Raw genomic sequence first — 20,898 nt, forward strand, 5'->3', positions numbered from 1 at the left:
CGAGGCTTTTTCACAAGCACTCTCAAGAGGTAACACATGAACAAGCTCAAGAGATTTCAACCCTTAGAAATCCCCGTCAACTCTATTTTTCAAACTGCCGTCAAGGAGGTTTTTTCATGAATACGCAGAATGATAAGCTGTTTCTAATCACAGGAGCGACCGGAAACACGGGTGATACGACGGTGCGTCTGCTGCTTCAACGGGGGCACCGTGTCCGTGCCTTCGTCCACCGTAGCGATGCGCGTTCCGAGAGTCTGTCCGTAGCAGGGGCTGAGATCGTTGTCGGGGATCTTCTCGACTTCCACGCGGTCAGCTCTGCAATGCGAGGGGTGACGGGAGCGTATTTCTGCTACCCGATCGCTCCCGGACTGCTCGACGCCACCGTCATCTTTGCCCAAGCAGCCAGCGAAGCCGGTGTCAAGGCAGTGGTGAATATGTCCCAGATATCTGCACGCCGCGAGGCGAACAGCGACGCCGCACGCCAGCACTGGCTTGGCGAACGCCTGCTGGATCGAACCGCTATGCAGACGACACACCTGCGACCGACGTTCTTCGCCGAATGGTTGACATGGTACTGGAATTACCGTGGTGACGAGGGTGTTCTGCGACTTCCTCTCGGAAAGGGTCGCCACGCACCGATCGCTGGAAAAGACCAGTCCTACGTCATCGCCGCCATTCTGGAAAACCCGGAACCGCACGATCGCCAGATATACCCGCTCCATGGCCCGGTCGAGATGGACTATTATGCGATCGCGTCGGCGATCTCACAGACACTCGGCATCCCCGTGCGGTATGAACCTCTCGATGTTGCCACGTTCGCACAAGGGCTGAATGCAAAGGGATTCCCATCTCACCTCGTCCAGCACCTCAGCAATGTCGCAGTCGACTACCAAAACGGGATCTTCGCCGGAACCAACAACTTCGTCGAGGTCATCGGCAACAGAACCCCGATGACCGTTGAGGACTACGTGAACGCCAACAAGGAAGCCTTCACTAAGGATGGTCTCTACGCCATTACCTCGACCCCGGTTCATGCCCTTCCAATCTAAAGAGACTAATCGGGTGAAGGGTATCTACAAGGGGAGCAATATTGAGTCGGAGAGTGTGGGCATCTCGTGCCAAATATTTCAGGATTTGTAATTCTACATCCATTGCCCTGCTTATTTTCCAGAGTTTTTTCTTTTATATCATGTCCGGATAAATAGTTATGATTCCCACAGTCATTGCACCCCACCCCCAACCCCTCCCGAAGAGCGGGGAACTCGGGGCCCCCTCTGGGGATTAGGGGCAGGGAGACAAAGCTACGCTTTGGCGGGGTGGGGTTCTTCGGGTTTAATAAGTAATCAAGCGGACATGATATTAATCCTTTTATTAAGAATACTCGGAAAGTGACAGAAGAGGGATATACGACCTGCTGTCATCTGGCGACGTAACAGTTTTGGTTCTCACTCCCCTTGGGGGCAGTAATTTTGTCGCCCGAATGTTAACCTTGTGACAACACTGAAGTCTCAACGTCGAAATGTCTTGGAATTTATGACTCAAGCCGTTAGTGCCAAACGCCAGAATCAACCAACTCCTTCTTTACTTCCTCATGTCCCGGTTGCGGTTGTTGCTGTCAAAAATCCTGCTTAATACACACGAAGTTATACAGATTTATTTTCCGAATTTAATCAGCCTTCTTTTCATCTCTAACTTTTTGATTTTGAAGCGTTTTGCGGTTTTATTTTTTGTGTTCTCCCTGTAATCTATTACCCACAGAGACGCAGAGGGAACAGAGAGAATAAAAAATTGTTAACTGAAGGTACCATATCCAGGATAAAGTTCTCGATTTTGGTTTTGCCTACTAAAACCGAGATGAGCGAGAAGTTAAGAATTATCAAATTTGAGTTTTTAATTAATAGTTTCTTTCAAACCGATTAACGCCACTGACTACAAAGGAGGAACCCCCGCAAGGCAGTGGCTCCTCCTAACTTCTTAGCTATTAGCTAATGATGTGTAGCACGTCACGCAGAACGCTATAACCAGCTAAATCCCAAAGTAAATAGGCTAGGAAGCCGATAGCTGCCAAGCGACCATTCCAAATTTCGGCTTGAGGTGTCCAGCCAAACAGAAATTCATTGCGATCTATGCCGTTGTATTCTGGTGCAACAGGTGGTAAATCAGTAGAAGGGCGAGTTTCTTGAGTTGCCATTTTTTTCTCCAATATCTAGTAGCTTTTCAGGTGTTTAATTTCTAGTAGCTAATCAGATGTAAAACGTCACGCAGAACGCTATAACCAGCTAAATCCCAAAGTAAATAGGCTAGAAAGCCGATAGCTGCCAAGCGACCATTCCAAATTTCGGCTTGAGGTGTCCAACCAAACAGAAATGCATTGCGATCTATACCGTTGTATTCTGGTGCAACAGGTGGTAAATCAGTAGAAGGACGAGTTTCTTGAGTTGCCATTTTTTTCTCCAAAATCTAGTAAGTTTTTAGGTGTTTAATTTCTAGTAGCCAATCAGATGTAAAACGTCACGCAGAACGCTATAACCAGCTAAATCCCAAAGTAAATAGGCTAGAAAGCCGATAGCCGCTAACCGACCATTCCAAATTTCGGCTTGAGGTGTCCAACCAAACAGAAATGCATTGCGATCTACACCGTTATATTCTGGTGCAACAGGTGCTAAATCAGTAGATGAACGAGTTTTCATTGTTTTTTCCTTCCAAACCTAGTATTTTTTCAAATTGTTTGATCTTTGAGCTTTTTAGTAGCCAATTAGGTCTAGTAAGTCACGCATAACGCTATAGCCAACTAAATCCCAAAGTAAATAAGCAAGGAAGCCAAGTATTGCAAAAAGACCGTTCCCAATTTTGGCTTTATCTGTACAGTTAAACAGAATTTAATTGCGATCTTCGCCATTTAATTCTGTTGCAAATAATGGCAAATCTTTGGAAGAACGAGTTGCCATTTTTTTTGTCCTTAGCTCATTTGTTAACTTTAATGTAGCTGTTTATAACTAGACTTATTTCTGTCTGTGGGTACAAACCACAGGCACTTCTTCTGGAGGATTATCAGAAACGTATTGTTTTAGACAAATCCACCTTGAGAGGGTGACCAAAAACAAATATGTAAATAAATGTAAAGGTTTGCCAACAAACTATAATTTAAACAGAATCAATCGCTAAAAATAAGCCGTTTAAAATTTAAAATTAGCTATACATAATTAGATCGTGGGTGGCAATTTGATTCATATTCTCACCGAGTGATAAGAAAAGTTATATCTTCCGCTGGATACACTTTTCAATCTTTAGAGAGATGCTTTAAATAGCTAAATTCCAGGATTCTGAGCTAAAGAGTTAGGTAATGCCATAGGTACAAACATAAATACTAAGAGTTGCTTCTCAAGAAAATCTTAATTCCCCAAATTTAAACCTTAGAAGAAGGAAATACAATGTTCCAAAGTACGGAAATCATGCTGGGACTCTACAAACCACTATTGTGGTTGGCACAGATTCCAGTAGAATCCTCAAACGTCACGCCAGCACAGGCATCGGTTCTCACTTCCGGGCCGCGCTTTTTTGTGGCTTTAATCTCCGGCGTGATCCTGGCCTTTGCTTTCCAATTAGTTTTAACTAATCTCTCCCTTGCAGCCGGTATTTCCTACCTGGGGCACTCATCTGACTCGGATTCAGATAGTGGGGAAGTGGGAAGTTTGGGCGGCAGCATTCGCAAAATTGGCACCGCAGTGGGGATTTGGACATTAGTCACGGTGACGATCGCCTTATTAATTGCTTGTTTTCTGGCGGTTAAATTGAGCCTGGTAATCTTAGACCCAGCATTGGGAGCGATTCTCGGTTTGGTGATTTGGGGCGCTTACTTTTTGCTCCTCGTCTGGGTAAGTTCCACCACCGTAGGTTCCTTAATTGGTTCAGTCGTCAATACGGCAACTTCCGGTTTTCAGGCGATTATGGGGACAGCTACGGCCGCACTGGGCGCAAAAGCTGTAAATAGCCAAGTTGTAGCGACAGCTGAAGCCGCCGCCGCCGCCGTCCGCCGGGAACTAGGGAGCGCCATCGACCCTGTGAGTATCCGGGAGAACATAGAGGATTACTTAGACAAGCTGCGTCCTCCAGAACTAGATGTGTCAAAGATTCGGAGTGATTTTGAAAATTTACTCAACGATCCGCAACTAAAAGCGATCGCGGGGACTCCAGATATTCGCAACATCGACCGCCAGAAGTTTATCGAGTTAGTCAGCAGTCGCACCGACCTTTCCAAAAAAGACGTTACCCGCATTGCTGATACGTTGTATAAAGTTTGGCAGCAAGTGGTAGGTCAGCAACCACCCACCGAAGACCGGTTGGGTGAGTTAATGGATTATCTGAAATCACTTCCAGCAGGACAAAATAAAACAGATGAACTCAACGCCAAACTGGATCGGTTATTAGCAGAAAGGGGTGGTTCCAAAGAAGGTGACCAAAACCAAAAGGCAGCTCCTGGCCCAATGCAAAGTACAATCCAGCAAGGACTATCTGCCTTAACCGCCACTGTGCTGGGACGGGCAGATTTGCCTGATTTGGATGTGGAAAAAATCTTGGGTAGCCTCACCACAGCCAAAAATAAAGTCACTCAACAAGCAGATAAGCTAGGTTTGCCAACACCACCACAACCCTATAGCCCAATTCGGGCTGATGTCGAAAACTATCTGTTCAACACCTATGCTTGGCAACTAAGTCCGGAAAAAATTGCCCAAGAATTTCGTGATGTCCTCTACGATCCAGCAGCCGATTCAGGAATAGTCCGCAGGGAACTAGAAAGACTATCCCGCAACGATTTCGTCAACATCCTGCAACAGCGGGGATTGCTTACCCAATCCCAAATTCAGCGCATTGCAAATCAGCTAGAAACTGTCCGCAAAGAAGTGCTAGTGATAGTTACAGGTATTGAAGAAAGAGAGATAGTCCAAGACTTGCAACGGGCAGTGGAAAGTTATCTGCTAGTTACACCGAAAGCAGATTTGACAGCAGAAGGCATTGAGCAGAATTTCAAGCCACTGGTGCAAGACCCAGATGCAGATTATGAAACCCTGACATTGCGACTAGCCCACCTCGATCGTCAGGAAATGCGGGCGATATTGCTGCAACGTAATGATGTCCAGCTATATGAAGTAGATAGCATTCTTGAGGAGTTGGAAAAACAACGCGATCGCGTCTTGGTAGAATCCAAAGGACTAGCAGAACAGGCACAATATCAAGCAGAAACCCTGTGGTTGAATGTAGAATCATATCTGCGTAACACAGGAAAATCAGAACTGAATCCTAATGCCATCCGCGCAGAGTTCAAAAAGCTACTGGAAGATCCCCAAGCTGGAATTAGCTCAATTCGGGCACGCTTGTCTCGCTTTGACCGCGATACTTTGGTGCAATTGTTAAGCCAACGGGAAGATTTGAGTGAAGATCAAGTCAATCAAATCATCAATACTGCTGAGGAGTCGTGGCATAGTATTCGCCACACACCCCAAGCTGTAGTGGATAAAGCTAAAGAGCAATATGACTCTGTTACTAGCACGATCGCAGATTATCTGCGGAATACTGGTAAACAAGAATTGAACCCAGAAGGTATCCAGCGAGATTTGACCAGATTGTTTGAAAATCCCCAAGAGGGAGCCGTAGCACTGCGCCGTCGGTTGTCGCAGGTAGACCGGGATACACTGGTGAAATTACTCAGTCAACGTAAAGACTTGAGTGAAGAGCAAGTCAATGAAATCATTGATTCCACCCAAACTTCGATTCGCAACTTTGTCCGTGCGCCTCGTCGTCTAGCTACCCGGACACAGCAAAGAGTGGAAACATTTAAAGCCTATCTGGAAGAGTATCTGCGCCAAACTGGTAAGGAAGAACTTAATCCTGAAGGTATCAAACGCGACTTGCAATTATTGTTGCACGATCCGCGAGTTGGGGTAGAAACTTTTAGCGATCGCCTTTCCCATTTTGACCGTTCTACGATCATCGCCCTGCTGAAAATTCGGGAAGATATGTCCGATGAAGAAGCGGCGCGGATTGCCGATAACATTGTGTCTGTAAGGGATCAATTTGTAGAACAAGTGCGGAATATCCAACGAGGCATTCAAGATGCAATTGACGGGGTTTTCGCCCGCATTCGTAACTATCTTAACTCCTTGGATCGCCCGGAACTTAACTATGATAATATCAAGCGCGATGTTCGGACATTTTTTGACGATCCTCAAGCGGGGTTTGATGCCCTGCGCGATCGCCTCTCTTCTTTCGATCGTGATACCCTAGTGGCAATTATGAGTTCTCGTGAGGACATCTCTGAGGAAGATGCCAACCGGATCATCGACCAAATTGAACGGGCCCGCAACACAGTATTGCAACGTGCAGAACGCATACAGCATGAAGCCCAACGCCGCCTAGAACAGGTGAAGCATCAAGCACAGCGGCAAGCAGAAGAAACCCGCAAAGCGGCAGCTACAGCAGCTTGGTGGCTCTTTGCGACAGCATCCGTATCCGCGGTTTTCTCTGCATTAGGAGGAGTAATCGCTGTAGTTACGCAGTAGTTTAACAAGTTTTCTCCGCTAACTTTTAAGCCTCCTACTATGGGAGGCTTTTTTATATCTGGGATGTCAACCCGAAAGCGGTTCTTACAGCAGTTTTCATGTATTTGAACCACACCTGTCGTAGGGGCGCAAGGCCTTGCGCCCCTACCGCGTGGTCTATTTACCTGAAAATAGCTGTAAAATAGTGGCAATTGTTTCTATACTTTTCATTTCATTTCTCCTTAGGGACTTGCAAAAAATAAATTATCCCAAATTATTTATAGATTTGTAGGGGCGCAAGGCCTTGCGCCCCTACGACGGGATATTTTTTTAACTGGAAGTACCTTAATCAATCCATTACAGCTAACACAGCTTTTGGCAATAACTTATCTTTAAACCAAACAATTCTGGCGGGGACATCATTTAATTTTACTCCCGCCTTTTCTAAATTAAGCCGCTCGGAAATTGCTAAAATCAAGTCATCGCGTCCAGCCCGTCGCACCTGAGAAAACTTCTTTTGTAAATATTCTGGCCGCCAATAACCAACAATTTCTAATAAGAAAGTGCGTCCATCAGCATGAACCAAGCGAAAATCAGGAATCATCACACTACCGGGGATTGGTATCAAATCAACTTCTCGTTCTAACGCCCAACCACTTTTCAATGCATCCCACTTATCAGCAAAAGATGCTTCTAGCATACTATCGTAGGGCTTACCTGGTGGATAATGGGATACCAAACCACATTCGGAATTGAGAGTAAAACGTCCAGTTTTCCAGGTATTTGTATAAGCGTCGCGGGTTTGCAGAATCGAAGAAAGACTCCATTTAGTAACGTGAAGTAAAGCCGGAATCAGTTTAGCGATCGCTAACCCATATCGCGTACTAGGATTAAACAAACTCGTCGGCCCATCTATCGTAATTGTAAACCCGTGGTCAGCATCACCCTCAATATAAGCCATCAATTGAAACAACTTTAAATAGCGAAATAACAGCTTATATTCTCCCGGAACATTCCGATGAGCATTTAATACCAATTGACTGGCCTTATAAAACACACCCTGCACCTGAGATAAATTATATCGATTTAACAAATCTGGTGCTGTTGGTGCATCAAAAACCGTCAAAATTTTATTTTCAGATAAATCAGCATATAGTCCATTCCGAACCTGTTCCAATAAAACTTCCCGTTCAAGTTCTTGAGTTAACTCATCAGCAATTTTACTCAAAGTAACTTGTGTAGATTCCCGACTAGAAACCGATTTTGCAGCCAACGAAAACACCCGTTCTCTTAACATTTGTGGTTCCAGAGGACTAACCACCTCAAAAGTGCAAAAACTGCTTTTGAGAATATAAGCTAATCCCCGCTTCACCCGATAATCTGTAGAATCTCCTTCAAAATCAGTCAGTTGTCGCTCAAGCACACCTTGAGTCTTTCCCACTGCTGATTGAAAATAATTAATTAACTCAATCGCCAACTCCGAAGTCTTTTGATCGATCTTCAGTCTCTTCGGAATGATCTCCTCCCCGTTTTGGCGATGCATCAGTAAGTCTGTCGGTAACATCTGAATTCTGGATTTTAGATTTTGAACTTCCGGTTGAATAATTAATTTCTAACTGTTCCGCAGCCTTTAAACTCCTTTCCTTCCCACTCCCATAAACAACCTGTAACTTCCCTTCCTTATCTTTCTTCCCTTCGCGTTCTTCGCGCCTTTGCGGTTCGTTATTCCTCTCCCCTCTCCGCCTAGCCGAAGTCCCCTCCTCACTCGTATCCTCCGCCACCACCTCATACAAAATCGCTTGCTTATTCTCAATATTCCCCTTCCGTAAAATCCTCCCCAAGCGCTGAGTATACTCCCTAGCCGAACCAGTACCAGATAAAATAATCGCCACAGAAGCCGCCGGCACATCAACCCCTTCATTCAACACATGAGAAGCAACCAAAGTATTATATTTACCCTCTCGAAACTTTGTTAATATCTCATGGCGTTCCTTCACAGGAGTTTGATGAGTAATTGCCGGAATTAGCAACTCTTGAGAAATCCGGTAAACCGTCGCATTATCAGCAGTAAAAATCAAAATTCTTGCTGGATAATGTTCTGCCAATAAATCAATTAAAATTCGCAACTTCCCATCAGTACCCAAAGCGATATCTTTGGCTTCCCGGTGCGCTAACATCGCCCTACGTCCAGATTGCGATCGCGCACTCATTTGCACGAACATTTGCCAACCTTGAAGACTCCCCAAAGAAATCCGAGATTGTTTCAAAAAGTCATTGCGGGTTTGAATTAGTTGATTGTATCTTTCCCGTTCAAGTTGCGATAACTTTACTTTAATTTGGACAATTTCATGTTCTGCTAACGCCTTCCCCGCCAAATCTTCAGCGCGTTTGCGATATACTTCTTGGCCAATAAGAATATTTAACTCAGCGTGTTTACCATCAGTGCGTTCTGGCGTAGCGGAGAGTCCGAGGCGATAAGGTGCGATCGCATATTCAGCAATCACCCGATTAAAATCTGTCGGTAAATGATGACATTCATCAAAAACAATCAACGCATATTGATTTCCCAACGTTTCGGCGTGAATTGCGGCACTGTCGTAAGTTGCAACGAGAATAGCTGTTCTATCTCGCGAACCACCTCCCAGCAATCCCACCTCAGCATCCGGGAAAGCCGCGACCAAGTGTGCATACCACTGATGCATTAAATCCAAAGTTGGGACTACAATCAGCGTCGTGCGTGGTGTTGACTGCATCGCCATTTGCGCCAAATAAGTCTTTCCCGCCGCCGTGGGAAGCACAACAACCCCTTGTCTACCCGCCAGTTTCCAAGCCGCTAGCGCCTCAGTCTGGTGGGAATAGGGTTCCATTTCCAGACTGGGAACCAAATCTATAGGATAAAATTGCTTTGCCTCATCGATAAAATAAACATCTTCCGCTTGTAGTGCTTCCACTAGCGATCGGTATCTAATTGCTGGAATGCGGAATTTTTCAACTCTATCATCCCACGTAGCATAATCCATCCAACCTTTGCCGCGTGGTGGTGGATGCAAAATTAATGTGCCACGATCAAAATTTAATGTAGGAGTACGAGCCATGAGTATTGAGCATTGGGTATTGAGCATTGGGGAAGCAGTGCGGTCTTCTCCCAAGGGGAGACGCCAAGGGCGATGGGGTCTCCCCAAGTCGAGCAACTGCCGTCATCGGCCATTGGTAATTATTTCCATTCGCCATGCCCCATGCGTTAGTCCATTGATTACTAATAACGCAAAAAGTGCATGATTCATCCAACTAATTCCGACAAAACCCAACTAGATGCGCTCATTAGTCACGGAATGTCCCATCGGCAAACCAACAATAACTTTGCCGAATCTTACAAAGAACAGCGACAGAGCTTTCTGTTGAAACGGCTACAATTACAAGCGCAGATTATATTATTAGCTGGCTTGACTTTAATTGCTTTTTTTCTTTGGGCAAATTCACATCTAGAAGCCAAGATATACGCCTTTAAAATTGGGGCGGTAGTAGAATTATTCATTCTTCTTTGCTGGGCTTTATGTAAAACTCCCATCGGTCGCCGTCATCCTGACTTAATTTTTTTGAGTTTATGCTGGTCTGTAACTTGTGCTGTCCAAATTGATGTAGCTTTGCTGTTCAATAATCTGGAACCGAGAAGTAATATTTGGACTCTGATGTTTCTCACTCAGGCTACAATCATCCCAGTGCAATGGTGGATGCATTTAATCTCTCAAGTTGGAACAATAATCTGCTATTTAAGCTTATATCTCTTATATAATCCCATCTTGAAAAACTCATCAGCTTTTTATGTTGAACAGGGATTATACTTCTTTTGGACTTGCATAATTTGTGTATTCTCTGTATATTTATACGAACGTTTGCGAAAAAAAGAATTTTACGCCCGTAAGGCAATGGAATTAGCGCAGCAGAAATCCGAACGGCTGCTACTAAATATCCTGCCAGCGATGATTGCAGAACAATTAAAACAACAGCCGACAACTATTGCCGATAGCTTTCTGGAAGTTACGGTACTGTTTGCCGATATTGTCGGTTTTACAGAGCTTTCAACTCGTACATCTCCTGCGGAATTAGTCGAGTTATTAAATACAATATTTTGTTTGTTCGACCAATTAGCAGAACTTCACGGGGTAGAGAAAATCAAAACCATTGGCGATGCATATATGGCTGTTGCCGGATTGCCAAATCAGTCTAATGACCATGCTCCAGCAATCGCTAATATGGCGTTGGATATGCAAAATGCTATAGCTATCTTCAATGCACAAAACAATCAATTATTTCGCATCCGTATTGGTATTAGTACAGGGCCAGTAGTGGCGGGAGTGATTGGGCTAAAAAAGTTTGCCTACGACCTTTGGGGAGATACAGTCAATACAGCTAGTAGAATGGAATCACATGGTATCGCAGGTAGTATTCAGGTTTGTGAAGCAACTTATCAGCTTTTAAAGGATAAATACTTATTGGAGAAACGAGGTTTGATTGAAGTTAAGGGCAAAGGAGAAATGATGACTTATATCCTAAAAGAAATTAATTTAAAAATTTAACAGAGCTATGCTTTTTGACGGATAGAAAAAAATAAAAAGTATATACTTTGAGTGAAGATATCAGCTATTGAACCTTTGCTAAAACTGAGTTTTACTACTTTAGATAGATTCACAGCAAGTAACTGCTTATAACTGTATTTTTCCGATGCATAATAAATGTTAAGCGATGTCTACGACGGGCTACGCCAACGCAATGTCTAGCTGATTTTGGGAATAATCCTTTAGCTAGCTGCATCAAAGGAGAAGCCACATTGAAAGGAACACGTTCCCTTCTAACGCCCTATGCTGTGACATTATTGGCTGTTGGTAGCGCATTGCTACTAACACAACTGCTACAGCCACTACTGGAACCAACTATTTTCCTGCTGTTTTTTGCTGCCGTGGCAGTTAGTGCCTGGTATGGCGGCATGGAAGCAGGGTTGTTGGCGACTGCGTTGTCTGCTTTAGCCGTCAACTACTTTTTTTTAGAGCCAGTGTTTTCAATCTTGGTTGCTAGTCTAGACAGCATAGCGCGGTTAGGCTTGTTTGTGCTGGTGACAATACTGATAAGCTTGCTGAACTCAGAGTTACGTACTGCCAAACAACATCTTCAAATGAGTTTGCAGAAGCTAGAGGTGAGCGATGCAAGGTTTAAAAGGTTGGTAGATTCCAACATTATTGGAGTAATTGTAGCCAATATGGACGGGGCGATCGCAGAAGCTAATGATGCTTTTTTAGGAATGGTAGGTTATTCGCAGGAGGATTTGCTCGCAGGGCTTCGATGGCGCGACATGATACCACCAGAATATATTGAAGCTAACAACAGTGCGATCGCAGAACTGACAACCAAAGGCGTGTGTCAGCCTTTTAAGAACGAATACATCCGCAAAGATGCCAGCCGCGTTCCCATCCTATTGGGTTGCGCCTTGTTAGAAAATAATCCAGAGGATGTTATCTGTTTTGTACTTGATTTAAGCGAACGCAAACAAGTAGAGCTTGCCCTTTCCCAAAGCGAAGAACGCTACCGCGCTTTTTTAGAGCACAGTTCTGAAGGTATTTGGTGCATCGAACTGGAAGTACCAATTTCCCCAGATTGTCCAGAAGATGAGCAAATTCAACATTTTTACCAATATGTTTATCTGGCGGAATGCAACAATGCTATGGCGCAGATGTATGGCTTTTCTCGTGCCGAAGAAATTATCAGCGCTAGACTAGGAGACTTTCTCGTTCCCTCCGATCCACATAATATTACATACCTGCGTAATTTTATCCGTTCTAACTACCGATTAATCGATGCAGAATCCCATGAAATAGATAAGCAAGGTAATTCCAAATATTTTTTGAATAATCTAGTAGGAATTGTCGAAAATGGCCTTTTAGTTAGAGCGTGGGGAACTCAACGCGACATCACAGAACGCAAGCAAGTAGAAGCAGCACTGCGTCAACGAGAAGATCAACTCCGCCTGATTACAAATGCTGTGCCCGTCCAGATTTCCTATGTTGATGGCGAACAGCGTTATCGCTTTAATAACAAAGGATATGAAGACTGGTATGGAATTCCTACTTCAGAAATTTATGGTAAACACGTTAGAGAAATTGTCGGAGAATCTGTTTATCAGTCAATTATTCCTTATATAGAAGCGGTACTTTCAGGAGAACAAGTAACTTACGAAACCCAAGTACCCCATAAAGAAGGCACAAACCATTACCTGAATATCACTTACGTTCCCCAGTTCAGTCAGCAGGGAAAAGTTCAAGGATTTGTTGCCTTAATCACAGATATTACACTTTACAAATTAGCAGAAGCAGCTCTCAAACAAAGCGAGAAACGGTTAAGGACACTCACTGAAAAAGCCCGCGTGATTCCTTGGGAAGTAAATGCTAATACCGGAAATTTTACCTATGTAGGGCCGCAAACCGTTGAGATTCTTGGCTATCCATTATCAGACTGGTACGCCGATAATTTCTGGGCAGAACACATGCATCCAGAAGATCGGGAGTGGGCTATCCAGTATTGCCAAGAATCTTCTTTATCACTGAATAATTACGAATTTGAATACAGAATGCTAGCTGCTGATGGCAGAGTCGTATGGTTATATGACATTGTTAATGTGGTGCGGGATGAAAATGGGCCGCAACTATTACATGGATTCATGATTGATATTACCGAGCGCAAGCAAGCAGAGCAAGAACGCGAACAATTGCTTGAACGCGAACAAGCTGCACGCGCCGAAGCCGAAGCTGCAAACCGGATGAAAGATGAGTTTCTCGCCACACTCTCCCACGAACTCCGCACGCCCCTAAACGCCATATTGGGCTGGACACAGCTACTTAGGAATCGTAAGTTTGATGAAACTACTACTGGCCGAGCACTAGAGACAATCGAGCGTAACACCAGATCCCTAGCTCAACTAATCGAAGATGTCTTAGATGTCTCGCGGATTATTAGAGGCACACTTCATCTAAATATTCATCGGGTAAAACTTGCACCGCTTGTAGAGGCAGCAATCGATACTGTGTACCCAGCAGCCCAGGCCAAAGACATTAGCATCAACTGTCAATTCGACCCGGAAGTAGGGGTAGTTGTAGGTGATGCCAACCGCTTGCAACAGGTTGTGTGGAATTTGCTCTCTAACGCTGTTAAGTTCACACCCAAGGGGGGAAGAGTTGATGTGCAATTGGAGCGCATTGAATCCCATGTACAAATTCGGGTGAGCGATACAGGAGTAGGAATTGCTGCCGAATTCCTCTCCCATGTATTTGAACGCTTCCGTCAAGAAGACAGTTCGATCACGCGATCGCATGGTGGACTAGGATTAGGGTTAGCGATCGTCCGCCACTTGGTAGAATTACACGGTGGCACAGTCTCTGTTGAAAGTCCAGGACTTGGACAGGGGACGACATTCATTGTCAATCTGCCAATGAAAGCCGTTTATGTAGAAGCTGCTACAACAGAGCAGCTTTCATCTGTTGTAGATGCCCAAGAGGGTAACAATTACCAGCCGGATCTAGATGGCTTGCGGGTGCTAATCGTTGATGATGAGGCAGACGCGCGTCATTTGCTTACCACAATTCTGGGACAGTATGGTGCCCAAGTCATGGCAGCTGCATCTGCTTGTGAGGCACTGCTTGCCCTGCAAGAATTTAAACCCCATATACTAGTGAGCGATATTGGGATGCCACAAGAAGACGGCTACGCACTAATTCGGAAAGTTAGAGCGCTGCCAACAGATCGAGGAGGGCGGATTCCAGCAGTGGCGCTGACAGCCTATGCCAGGGCAGAAGATCGCACGCAAGCGCTGTTGGCAGGCTTTCAACTCCATGTCCCCAAGCCAGTTAATCCGGGCGAGTTAGCAGCTGTAGTTGCCAACCTTACCGGACGTACTTGAACTAGCGTTCTGTGAAGATATATTGCTTTAATTACTCAATCGGTGCACTACCACTCGCTGCTATTGCGAGCATATAAGTTGCTGCTAAGACTAGAATTAGAATTGACGTGACGTTTCCTAGTAGCTAAAGTGTCAGATTCTCTGCCATTGCGCGATCGCTATCTTGCCTTAATCGATGAAATTGTCGAAACCACCCTCAAGGGCAAAATTAGCTCTGTTGATATGGTGTATCAAATGCTGCTTAAAGGAATCACTTCCGGTACAGGGGAAGTCTTTGAGCTAGCTTTGAGCGATCGCCTGAATGCCCTGCAAAGCCAAGTCGATAGTGAAAAAGACGAACTTAAAAAAGCCAAGGCTACTCGGAGTTTGAGAGCCATTAAGACTATTCAAAGTCAATGGCAACGCTGGCAAGAGCAAAATAAAGCCACAGAAGCGATCGCCTCCGCAGTTACAGAAATTACCACAGCCCCCGCTGAAGAGCGTCTAGCGACATTTATCCGAGTTACTGACCCCAATCAGAAGTATCCGCTAAATTTGCAACAGCTACAGCAATTATCAAAAGCATTACAGCAATTTGCTCAGGCAGATGCTGATTTAGAACAATTTTCTGAAGGGATTACCCGTGGTTTAGCTTCTTGGCAGCGATTGCAAGACAACTTACTCAGTTGGATGTACGAGCAAAAAGAATCTTTAGGATTTGGCGGCGTACCGGGAGAACGCGGCCCTTGGGCAAGTTGGGCGAAACAACTCAATAGTGAGTTACCCAAAGAACTGCTACGCACCTTGGCTAGGGAAGAATCGGCAATAGAGTTTGCCGAGCGACAACGGGGAATTACCCTGAGAGATTGGGTGGAAATGGCATTGATTTTACAGTTCTTGCAACGGGGACTAATTAACTGGTTTGACCAACAAGCTTACGATGTTAAAGCTGGGCCAAAGTTGTCCATTTCCACCTTTTTGACCTTTGCAGTGATTTGGAGTCAGTTAGCAAGTGGTTTTAGGAGCATTGGCACAGTATACAGCGATGCCTGTTCTCAAATTATGCTCCAGATTTTGCGAACCTTTGCCCAGCGTCCGTATTTTCCTTTTTACGGCGGGATTTTTGCCTCTTTTACTGGCACTTATTTACGAGATGCCCTCGATTATTTGGATGAACCGCTACGACGAGGCGAGGGAACCCAAGAAAAGGCGCGGATTTTGACCCTTTTAGGCTATTCGCAGCGTGCTTTAGGACAATACCAGCGCTCTATTGACTTTCATCAGCAGGCGTTAGAGATAGCCAGAAATGCAGGCGATCGCGCTTGTGAAATTGCCAATCTCAACCACCTCAGCCGCACCTACGTGCAACAGCAAAATTATGCTGAGGCAATTAACTATAGTCAACGGGCATTAATACTGAGTCGGCAAGCAGGCGATCGCACAGGGGAAGCCAACGCGCTGGTAAATTTAGGTTACAGCGAAGTCATGCAAGCTCAACAACTGGAGAATCTAGAACCAGAAACCTATGAAGCCGCAATTAATTATTTAGAACAAGGTTTAAAATTATCAGAGAAATTAGGCGATCTTCAAAGTAAAGCCTTATGTGTCAGCAGCTTAGGGATTGCCTATTTAGTAATTGGAGAACACCAAACGGCAATTAAATATCTCGAAGATGGCTTTAAAACAGCGCAAGTTTCTGGCGATCTGTATCTCCAAGGGCGTAACTTAGCTTATTTGGCAGAAGCTTATTATCATTTACAAAATTCAGAAAAAACTGTTTACACAGGCTGCTTGGGAATGTATCTTTTAGAGCAAATAGCTTCTAGTGAGTGGCGTCAACCGGCAGGGTTACTGACAATTTTACAAGGACAAATAGGGGTAGAAGCTTTCCAAAAGTTCTTACAGCAACATCGCCCGAAAATCATTGCAGTTATCGGTGTAGATGGGTACGATCACATTCCAAAATTGTTAGAAGAATATAAGGGAGATATGTAAATGAGTAATGCGTAAGATAGTGAAATCAAACTGAATATGAACCTTTGGGGCAACAAGCATGAACTGCGATCGCGCAAACTCCTTTAAAACCTTGCGGCAAGTTTGACCCCATTGATTAACTATAGAGTTGAATAGACATCTCCAGAAATTAAATACATGTTATCCAAAACCCTTGTAGAGACGTAGCAGTGCTACATCTCTTTTCTACTTACAGCAGTTTTCATTTCTTTTCTCTTTGGTAAGCCTGCAATAGATATTCACCATTGAAATGAATCAAATGAGTTGAATCTTCAGCAACCCAAACATCTGTTTCCCAAGCAATCTCTGCCAAATATGCCACCATTGCCTTACGACTGATAAATGTTGTTACCATCACCAGAGGTATTTGGACACCTTTGAATAACACTTCAAGTTCCTTCTTCCGTTTAGGATTAATTGGGCCATGTGAGGTTACAGCTTCAATCAGCACCAACCAGTTATTTGTTGTGAAGTGAATGATTACATCTGGCATTTTGCCGTGGGAATCGATGTTAACGCCCAAATCTACCAATGCTGCTGCATCAAAGTGGGCGAACTTTTCATCTGTATCGCCAACATAGATCGGCTTTCCACTAGGAGTAAAACGAGGGGCAAAGTCATTAATAATTTTGTCAATCAGAATATTCTGACCACCTGGTGATAAAGTTTTAATTTCTCCGTTAATTAGTATCGGAATACGGGACATTTCGCGCTCTTGAGCATATTGCTTTTTCAGAGTTTCAACTGAAGCAAGGTAAGTGCAAATGCTCTTTTCCCATTCGCCAGTACCGTAGGTTCTTAATAGTTCGAGCGCACTCTCCTCAATCTGATACACAGTTTTGGGACTGTTGATCGGGCGGCTTAAATCATCTGGATTAGCAACTATCAAACCTGCATCCAGAAATTGATGCACTGTCTGGCGGCGAACTGTTTCCCGTGTGTTGGGCTTATAAGTTTTGCCATAATGTTGAGCCATAAAGTCCATCATCGGCGTAATTCCCATCAAGGGAGAAGTTGCTAATTGCCAAGAGTTTGTCGGTTTTAAGTCGAGCAACGCCAAGAGAGTTAAAGCTGACCGTTCGTTAAGCTGTGCCCGTGGAAAGCCCAATTGTGTCAATATTTGCAGTGCTTCATCAATTCGAGACTTAGTTGCAATTGGATTATTCTCTGACAGATTTGACATACTCAGTAGTTGGTTTTCTATAAGTTCATCAATTTCCTGCAAAGAAGGAAACTGTTCTTTAATCCCCGTTCCTAACAACAATAGCTGTGACAAATCAGGGTACTTTAATTTTCGTAAATCTGTTGCATTTACCTGAGTATGCCCATTAAACAACCGAAAAAAAGAATCGACTAGAGTTGAATTGAGATAAACAGCAAGCCCACGAGCTAAGGTAAGGCTAAGTCCACGCCCATCTTTGTGAAAGTAATTCAAATGATTTTCAAAGCCGACATAGCGATAATTAAATTGGTTGGCATCATAAACCACTGCAACAACACGCCTTTTCTCTTCTTTCGATGAGAATCTTTTGGATATGACGTAATGCTCATTTGGTATTAGAAGATTAGCTGTTTCTTCTATATGCACTATCGCTTGAGGCTTTTTAGTTATTTTTGGGTAGTTTACATATCCATTCGATAAGTTCACCGGATAAATTAAAGGAACGGTATTGCTTTCTGAATTTGCTCTTAGATAATCTTTTGCTCGAAAATCTACTACTCGTCCAGTTGAAACTGTTAGACCTAAATCTTTTAAGGTACAGGGAAAAAGCGCGATTCGCTGAACGATTTGCTGGCTAATCTTATCTGGAATAATATGAATGAACTGCTCTAAATCATTAGGGTGCACCAAGTCAAAATATGGTACAGAGTGTGACATTATCAAGTCATCATTAGCCCCACAACTGCTATTGATGATTACGCTGCTAGATTGCCTTTGTTTTGTAGCTTGGATAATGATAGTTTCCTGTAAAACATCATCATCACTAAAGGCTTCTTGCCGCGACTCAAAAAGATGTACTTGCTGTAAAGCCATCATCTGTAAAAACATTTTGCGGAAGTCACGGAAATATGGCCCATTACAAAAACTACGCGGGGTAATCGCTACAAATTCCCCATTTGGTTTTAGAAGTTGCGCTGTAGCAGCCATAAAACCTGTATAAAGATTGCTAGTTTCCAAACCGATGGAACGCAGCAATTCGCGCACTTTGGAATGAGCATTGATTTTCAAATAAGGCGGGTTGAGAATAGCATGGGTAAATTCTGTTGCGTTTGCACTATTCAATAAACCAAGCTTTTTCAGCCTGACTGCATCTTCGATAAAATCAGTCTCACGAATTTCGTAATTGAAGGAAATACCCACATATTCACATTCCCTCTCACATAGCTTTAGAGTCTGATGCAAATATCGAATTAGAAAAGGATCAACTTCATAAGCTACAACGCGCAAACTTGATGTGTGTTGTTGCTGCTGGCATACTTGTGCCACAAAAGCTGCTAGTAATGAACCAATTCCTGCTCCAGCATCAAGCAAGGATATTTCAGGTAAATCCAGCCTATTAAACATCCCAGCCATCAATTGGGCTACTGAGGCGGGAGTGAGAAACTGACCCATCGACCCTTTTTTATCTTGCCTTAGCTTTAAACTTACTACAGCCCGACAAAGATCCACTTCTGGAAGCAAGTTTCCAATTGATAGTTTTGCGAGGCTGGTAAACTCTAAACTACTTTTATGATTTGCTACAAACACTTTACTGATTGATCGGGCGATCGCGGTCTGTCATCTTAATTGCTATCAAGTTTACAACTTTAGCTGATTTCTAGGAAAGAATTTACCAATGGGGGTAAAATTTACCCTTCATGCAAAGGGAACAAGAGCAAGCATTTGGATACGTTAGCCACAGCAGGCGCACTCAAATCATTAACAGGAGCGCAAATAGAAGACTTGCGTTTTTGGCAGCATCGAAAATGAATGGAGTAGAACCTCGGAGTTTTCAGGCACTGATGGCATTGAAATATTTGAAGGGTTGCACAAGGCAGGCAGAAACTTGAATGGAACCAAGCTTGTTGATGTTGAAACTATGTCTAAATTCTCTTTTTTGAGCCTTACGAGTAAACATACGATCGAATCGTTGACACCATCTTTCAAAGCATGGAGACATGGCTGCGGAGGTGGTTTATTTCATGACCTTTTTTCAACCTGAAAGCTATGCTAGTTAAGCGTTATACTCTTTTCCCCTTTCCTCTTTTGTTTAAGTCCCGATAAGGGTTATAGTGAGGAACAACCAAGAAACTTCCTTGCGCGTTAATGGCTTAAATATCTGTATGGGGAATGCCCTGATTTTGAGGTCATCGATAAAATATTTAGACCGAAAAATTCTGTCTAAGAAATAGGTAGACCGGATTGAGGCGTTTGTTAGACAAGATGATGCGCTGGGAATTCTAAATTTAGTACTTCTCGTAAAAAGTTATGAGCGCAAAAGTTGATGGAACTGTAAGACTCGCAGGCTACCAAATCTTAGAGCAACTATATTCAGGTTCGCGTACCCAAGTGTATCGGGCAGTTCGAGAATGCGATCGCTTACCAGTTGTCATCAAGCTCTTAAAACGAGAATACCCAAATTTTAGCGAATTAGTCCAGTTTCGCAACCAATATGCGATCGCTAAAAACCTAGATATTCCTGGCATTATCAAACCCTACAGCCTGGAAGCCTATGACAATGGCTATGCCTTAGTCATGGAAGACTTTGGTGGCATTTGCTTGCGGCAATTTACTCAAGGAAAAACACTAACATTAGAGCAATTTCTACCAATTGCTCTGCAACTGCTAGACACCTTACACCAGTTACATCAACAGCGCGTCATTCACAAAGATATTAAACCAGCCAACATCCTGATTCACCCTGACACCAAACAAATCAAGCTGATTGACTTCAGTATTGCCTCACTCTTACCACGAGAAACCCAAGAAATCCAAAGTCCCAACGGACTGGAGGGAACGCTAGTGTATCTGTCGCCAGAGCAAACTGGACGGATGAACAGGGGTATTGACTACCGCAGCGACTTTTATTCATTAGGCGTGACTTTCTTTGAACTACTGAGCGGACAATTGCCCTTTGAATCCGATGAGCCGATGGAGTTGGTGCATTGCCACATAGCGAAACTTCCACCCATTGTCTGCGATTTCAACCCCGATTTGCCCTTGATGCTGGGTGAAATTGTCCGCAAACTGATGGCGAAGAACGCCGAAGATCGCTATCAAAGTGCGCTGGGACTGAAACATGACTTAGTTATCTGCTTAGAACAGTGGCAAGAAACAGGTAAGCACACCTGGTTTGATTTGGGACAACGAGATATTAGCGATCGCTTTCTGATCAGAGAAAAACTCTACGGACGGGAATCGGAAGTGCAGACGTTACTGGAGGC

General features: G+C 43.9%; 13 protein-coding genes and 1 pseudogene. 7 read left to right on the forward strand and 7 right to left on the reverse strand.

Going from position 1 to position 20,898, the window contains the following annotated elements; genetic code table 11:
* Positions 1 to 116 precede the first annotated feature (116 nt).
* Together V7L01_RS06950 and V7L01_RS06955 are read left to right on the forward strand one after the other, a co-directional pair.
* A complete protein-coding gene (locus tag V7L01_RS06950; RefSeq protein WP_335033121.1) occupies positions 117 to 1,049 on the forward strand; it encodes an NmrA family NAD(P)-binding protein in 933 nt (310 codons plus the stop codon).
* 442 nt (positions 1,050 to 1,491) lie between these two features.
* A complete protein-coding gene (locus V7L01_RS06955) occupies positions 1,492 to 1,632 on the forward strand; it encodes a hypothetical protein (protein ID WP_335033123.1) in 141 nt (46 codons plus the stop codon).
* Positions 1,633 to 1,981: 349 nt separating this feature from the next.
* Here V7L01_RS06955 and V7L01_RS06960 read toward each other — a convergent pair whose 3' ends face one another.
* The 4 genes and pseudogenes from V7L01_RS06960 to V7L01_RS06975 all read right to left on the reverse strand — a co-directional run bounded on the left by V7L01_RS06960 (position 1,982) and on the right by V7L01_RS06975 (position 2,948).
* Entirely contained in the window at positions 1,982 to 2,191 is a 210-nt protein-coding gene (locus V7L01_RS06960; RefSeq protein WP_335033125.1) for a high light inducible protein, read from the reverse strand.
* Positions 2,192 to 2,232: 41 nt separating this feature from the next.
* Positions 2,233 to 2,445, reverse strand: coding sequence for a high light inducible protein (locus tag V7L01_RS06965; RefSeq protein WP_335033126.1), 213 nt, complete (start codon positions 2,443 to 2,445; stop codon positions 2,233 to 2,235).
* A gap of 41 nt (positions 2,446 to 2,486) precedes the next feature.
* Positions 2,487 to 2,690 carry a high light inducible protein gene (locus tag V7L01_RS06970; RefSeq protein ID WP_335033128.1) on the reverse strand — a complete coding sequence of 68 codons (204 nt, stop codon included), beginning with the start codon at positions 2,688 to 2,690 and terminating at the stop codon, positions 2,487 to 2,489.
* 54 nt (positions 2,691 to 2,744) lie between these two features.
* Positions 2,745 to 2,948 (reverse strand): annotated as a pseudogene (locus V7L01_RS06975) (high light inducible protein).
* A gap of 483 nt (positions 2,949 to 3,431) precedes the next feature.
* On the opposite strand from V7L01_RS06975, the gene V7L01_RS06980 reads away from it, so the two are divergent.
* On the forward strand, positions 3,432 to 6,557 hold the full coding sequence (locus V7L01_RS06980) for an MFS transporter (protein ID WP_335033130.1): 3,126 nt from the start codon (positions 3,432 to 3,434) through the stop codon (positions 6,555 to 6,557).
* A 328-nt stretch (positions 6,558 to 6,885) separates the two neighbouring features.
* Here the strand turns inward: V7L01_RS06980 and V7L01_RS06985 are convergent, their stop codons facing one another.
* Positions 6,886 to 8,100: a DUF790 family protein gene (locus tag V7L01_RS06985; RefSeq protein WP_322667893.1), complete on the reverse strand. Its 1,215-nt coding sequence runs from the start codon at positions 8,098 to 8,100 to the stop codon at positions 6,886 to 6,888.
* Positions 8,003 to 9,631, reverse strand: coding sequence for a DEAD/DEAH box helicase family protein (locus V7L01_RS06990; protein ID WP_335033132.1), 1,629 nt, complete (start codon positions 9,629 to 9,631; stop codon positions 8,003 to 8,005). Before V7L01_RS06990 ends, V7L01_RS06985 begins: the two co-directional genes overlap by 98 nt.
* A 180-nt stretch (positions 9,632 to 9,811) precedes the next feature.
* Between V7L01_RS06990 and V7L01_RS06995 the strand changes: the two genes are divergently transcribed.
* The 3 genes from V7L01_RS06995 to V7L01_RS07005 all read left to right on the forward strand — a co-directional run bounded on the left by V7L01_RS06995 (position 9,812) and on the right by V7L01_RS07005 (position 16,455).
* On the forward strand, positions 9,812 to 11,113 hold the full coding sequence (locus V7L01_RS06995) for an adenylate/guanylate cyclase domain-containing protein (RefSeq protein ID WP_335033134.1): 1,302 nt from the start codon (positions 9,812 to 9,814) through the stop codon (positions 11,111 to 11,113).
* A gap of 251 nt (positions 11,114 to 11,364) precedes the next feature.
* Entirely contained in the window at positions 11,365 to 14,481 is a 3,117-nt protein-coding gene (locus tag V7L01_RS07000; RefSeq protein ID WP_335033136.1) for a PAS domain S-box protein, read from the forward strand.
* Positions 14,482 to 14,610: 129 nt separating this feature from the next.
* The gene (locus V7L01_RS07005; protein WP_335033138.1) at positions 14,611 to 16,455 is read left to right on the forward strand and encodes a tetratricopeptide repeat protein; all 1,845 of its coding nucleotides are present in this window, start codon (positions 14,611 to 14,613) and stop codon (positions 16,453 to 16,455) included.
* Between the two features lie 220 nt (positions 16,456 to 16,675).
* On the opposite strand, the gene V7L01_RS07010 is transcribed toward V7L01_RS07005, so the two are convergent.
* Complete coding sequence (locus V7L01_RS07010) at positions 16,676 to 19,222, reverse strand: BsuBI/PstI family type II restriction endonuclease (protein WP_335033140.1); 2,547 nt, start codon at positions 19,220 to 19,222, stop codon at positions 16,676 to 16,678.
* A gap of 720 nt (positions 19,223 to 19,942) precedes the next feature.
* Here V7L01_RS07010 and V7L01_RS07015 point away from each other — a divergent pair.
* The coding region (locus tag V7L01_RS07015) for a serine/threonine protein kinase (protein WP_335033142.1) at positions 19,943 to 20,898 on the forward strand (956 nt) is incomplete at its 3' end.

The organism is Nostoc sp., from assembly GCF_036917095.1.
GTDB lineage: Bacteria > Cyanobacteriota > Cyanobacteriia > Cyanobacteriales > Nostocaceae > Nostoc.